At 65.4% G+C, this 3894-nt stretch carries 3 protein-coding genes; 2 read left to right on the plus strand and 1 reads right to left on the minus strand.

Annotation, left to right across the window (positions count from 1 at the left end):
- Window positions 1-155: 155 nt before the first annotated feature.
- Together AC0L2M_RS06345 and glcF are read left to right on the plus strand one after the other, a co-directional pair.
- The gene (locus AC0L2M_RS06345; RefSeq protein ID WP_473534351.1) at window positions 156-1361 is read left to right on the plus strand and encodes an FAD-binding protein; all 1206 of its coding nucleotides are present in this window, start codon (window positions 156-158) and stop codon (window positions 1359-1361) included.
- Window positions 1362-1371: 10 nt separating this feature from the next.
- Window positions 1372-2703: a glycolate oxidase subunit GlcF gene (gene glcF, locus AC0L2M_RS06350; protein ID WP_473534352.1), complete on the plus strand. Its 1332-nt coding sequence runs from the start codon at window positions 1372-1374 to the stop codon at window positions 2701-2703.
- An 18-nt stretch (window positions 2704-2721) separates the two neighbouring features.
- On the opposite strand, the gene AC0L2M_RS06355 is transcribed toward glcF, so the two are convergent.
- Window positions 2722-3642 (minus strand): bifunctional 5,10-methylenetetrahydrofolate dehydrogenase/5,10-methenyltetrahydrofolate cyclohydrolase, encoded by a 921-nt coding sequence (locus AC0L2M_RS06355; RefSeq protein ID WP_287246565.1) that lies wholly within the window; start codon window positions 3640-3642, stop codon window positions 2722-2724.
- Window positions 3643-3894: the final 252 nt, after the last annotated feature.

Here is a 3894-nt window from a genome sequence, read left to right on the forward strand (position 1 = left end):
CCGGCGCGCCCGTTCGCTTCTTCCTCTTTTCCGTTTTTTTTTTGGGGGGGGGGGGGGCGGCGGCCCCCCCCCCCCCCCCCCCGGGGGGCGGGGCGGCCCCCCCCCCCCCCCCCCACGGAGAGGGGGTCTGCGGCCGATGTGCGCCCAGGACAGCCATGACCACCTTCACCGCCGCCACCACCGCCGAAACTCTCGCCACTGTCGCCTGGGCGGCGGCGGAAGAAACGCCGCTCGAAATCCTCGGCCATGGCTCCAAGCGCGGCATCGGCCGTCCGCTGCAGACCGAGCACACGCTCGACCTGTCGAAACTGTCAGGCGTGACGCTCTACGAGCCGGCTGAACTGGTGCTGTCAGCAAAGGCCGGCACGCCGCTCGCCGAGATCGAAAAATTACTTGCCGAAAACGGCCAGCAACTCGCTTTCGAACCACTGGATTATGGCCCGCTGCTCGGCGGCGAAAAGGGAAAAGGCACGATGGGCGGCGTACTGGCCGCGAACCTTTGCGGTCCGCGCCGGCTGAAGGCGGGGGCGGCGCGCGACCATATTCTTGGCATTGCAGCGGTTTCGGGGCGTGGCGAGGCGTTCAAATCGGGCGGCCGCGTGGTCAAGAACGTCACCGGCTATGACCTGTCCAAGCTCATGGCCAACAGCTGGGGCACGCTTGCCGTTCTTACCGACGTCACGTTCAAGGTGCTGCCCGCTGCCGAGACCGAAGTCACGCTGGCTGTGCGCGGCCTGCTCGACGATCATGCCGCGGCCGCTATGGCGCTGGCGCTCGGTTCCAGCGCCGAAGTGTCGAGTGCTGCCCATCTTCCCGAACGCGTTGCCGCACGGGTCGCCGGCGGCGGTCTCGGCAGCACCGCCGCGACATTGCTGCGCGTCGAGGGGTTCGGCCCGTCGGTCGCCTACCGCATCGCAGCGCTGAAAGATCTGCTCGGAAATGCCGGCCCGCTCGAGGAAATCTCGGGCGAGACTTCGCATTCGGTCTGGCGCGATATCCGCGATTGTGCGCCGTTTGCCGACGGCCTGGAAAAGCCGGTGTGGCGCGTGTCGATGGCGCCGGCGCAAGGCCACCAGATGGTGCTGGCGCTGCGCATGCAGGCGGCCGTCGATGCCTTTTATGACTGGCAGGGCGGACTGATCTGGCTGCGCATGGAGCATGGCGATCCCGAAGCCGATCTTCTGCGAGCAGTGGTGAGACAGTATGGCGGCGGCCATGCGACGCTGGTGCGCGCCGCCCCTTCGCATCGCGCCGCTGTGCCGGTGTTCGAGCCGCAGGCGCCGCACCTGGCAGCATTGTCGGCGCGGCTCAAAGCCGAATTCGATCCGAAGGCGATCCTCAACCCCGGCCGCATGGCTTAGGAGGTACGAGATGCAGACCAATTTCTCAGCTGCCCAGCTTGCCGATCCGCATGTCGCGGAATCGGAAAAGATCCTGCGCAAATGCGTGCATTGCGGCTTCTGCACGGCCACCTGCCCGACCTATGTGACGCTTGGCAACGAACTGGATTCGCCGCGCGGGCGGATCTACCTGATCAAAGACATGCTGGAGAACGGCCGACCGGCCGACAAGCAGATCGTCACCCATATCGACCGTTGCCTGTCCTGCCTCGCCTGCATGACAACCTGCCCGTCGGGCGTCAACTACTTGCATCTGGTCGACCACGCCCGCGTCCATATCGAGGAAACCTACAAGCGGCCGCTGCCCGATCGGCTGACGCGCGCCATGCTGGCCTTGGTCCTGCCTTATCCCTCGCGGTTTCGCGCTGCGCTCAAGCTGGCAAAGCTCGGCCAGCCATTCGCCGGATTGCTGGAAAAGCTCCCGGCGCTGAAGCCGCTGGGTGCGATGCTCAAGCTCGCCCCGGCGTCGATTCCTGCGGCCTCGCCAATGGCTTCGCCAGGCATTCATGCCGGGCAGGGCACGAGCAAAAATGGCCGCGTCGCCATCCTTACCGGCTGCGCGCAGTCCGTGCTCGATCCCGCCATCAACGACACGACGATCGCGTTGCTGACGCGGCTCGGCGTCGAGGTCGTGGTTCCCGAGGGCGAGGGCTGCTGCGGCGCGCTGGTGCATCACATGGGCCGCGAGGCGGCAGCCCTTGCCTCGGCCAGGCGCAATGTCGACGCCTGGACGCGCGCCATCGACCAAGGCGGGCTGGATGCCATCGTCATCACTGCGTCGGGCTGCGGCACCACCATCAAGGATTATGGTTTCATGCTGCGCCTCGATCCCGCCTATGCCGACAAGGCAGCGCGGGTGTCGGCGCTGGCCAGGGACGTCACCGAATATCTGGCAAGCATCGATCTGCCCGAGCCGGTGCGCAAGCCGGGCACCATCGTCGCCTATCACTCCGCCTGCTCGATGCAGCACGGCCAGAAAATCACCCGCCAACCGAAGGAGCTTCTGGCCAAGGCCGGCTTCGTTGTGCGAGAGCCGCGCGAGGGGCATTTGTGCTGTGGCTCGGCCGGCACTTACAACATTTTGCAATCGGAGATTTCGGCTCAACTGCGTGACCGCAAGGTGAGAAATATCAAGGCGACCGGTGCTGAAATCGTCGCCACCGGCAACATCGGCTGCATCACCCAGATTGCGTCCGCCGCGAAACTGCCGGTGGTGCACACGATAAAGCTGCTCGACTGGGCCTATGGCGGGCCGCAGCCGGAGGGCGTTCCGGACAGCAGGGCAGCCGTTGCGGCGGAGTGATCCACCGGCGCTGCCGGCTTATTCCGCTGCGAGCTTGTCCACCACGCCATAGGTCGCATGGTAGCGCGCGCGCTGCCGGCTGAGCGCCACCATCGTGTTGCGCAAAAGAATCGCCACGGTGATCGGGCCGACGCCGCCCGGCACCGGCGTGATCCAGGACGCCACATGCTTGACGCTCTCGGCGTCGACGTCACCGACGATGCGGCTCTCCCCGTCCGGTCCGATCTCGGAATTGATGCCGATGTCGATGACGGCCGCACCGGGCTTGACCATGTCGGCCTTGATCAGCCGCGGCTTGCCGACGGCGACGAACAGAGCATCGGCACGCCGCGCATGCGCGGCCACCGAGCGCGTCATGTGGTGGCACACCGTCACCGTCGCGCCCTCGCTCATCAGCAGGAAGGCGATCGGCTTGCCGACGATCTCGGAGTGACCGACGATGACGACCTCGAGCCCCTTGAGATCGAGACCGGTTTCCCTGAGCAGTTCGACCGAAGCGGCGGCCGTGCAGGGTGCGAGGTCGAGCTGGTTGTAGACGATGTTGCCGATCGAGGCTGGATGCATGCCCTCGACGTCCTTGAGCGGATGCACCGCCGCTTGCAGCGTCTTGATCGGGATATGCACCGGCACCGGCCGCTGGATGATGATGCCGGTGACGCGCGGATCGGCGTTCAGGCCGTGGATCGCTGCTTCGAGTTCGCCGGCGGTGATGTCGGCGGGAAATCGTCTTTCCTCGAAGCCGATACCGGCGAGTGCCGCCTTGGCGCGCTGGTTGCGCACATAGACATCGACTGCAGCCGTGTCGCCGACGGTGATCGATATCAGTTTGGCCGGAAAGCCTTCGGCGGTTGCGATCGCTGCATCCTCGCGCACCGAGGCGATGATGCGTTGGGCGACCGGACCGCCCCGGAGATAGCGGCTGTCGTCGGACAGGGACATTGAGCAAGGCCTTTTGTCTGGAAGCGTTGCAGCCGACATAGCAAAATACAGAGGAGAATGGCAGCGAGAATGCGAACCGCCATGCCGCGGGCGCGACGTACCACCCGATCCTGTCAAACTAAACTATCCTATGGCGTCCCGGAAACAGAAAGGGGGGCCGCGCGTTTGGGGGCGGCCCGTAGGAGAACTCACGAAAACACCACCCCCCCGCCCCCCCCGAATATATTTAACCTAAAATAAAAATAAGAGAAG

The organism is Mesorhizobium sp. WSM4806 (assembly GCF_055811635.1).

Coding starts and splice junctions, on each gene's coding strand:
- AC0L2M_RS06345 (WP_473534351.1), top strand. CDS start 156: ATGACCACCTTCACCGCCGCCACCACCGCCGAAACTCTCGCCACTGTC.
- glcF (WP_473534352.1), top strand. CDS start 1,372: ATGCAGACCAATTTCTCAGCTGCCCAGCTTGCCGATCCGCATGTCGCG.
- AC0L2M_RS06355 (WP_287246565.1), bottom strand. CDS start 3,642: ATGTCCCTGTCCGACGACAGCCGCTATCTCCGGGGCGGTCCGGTCGCC.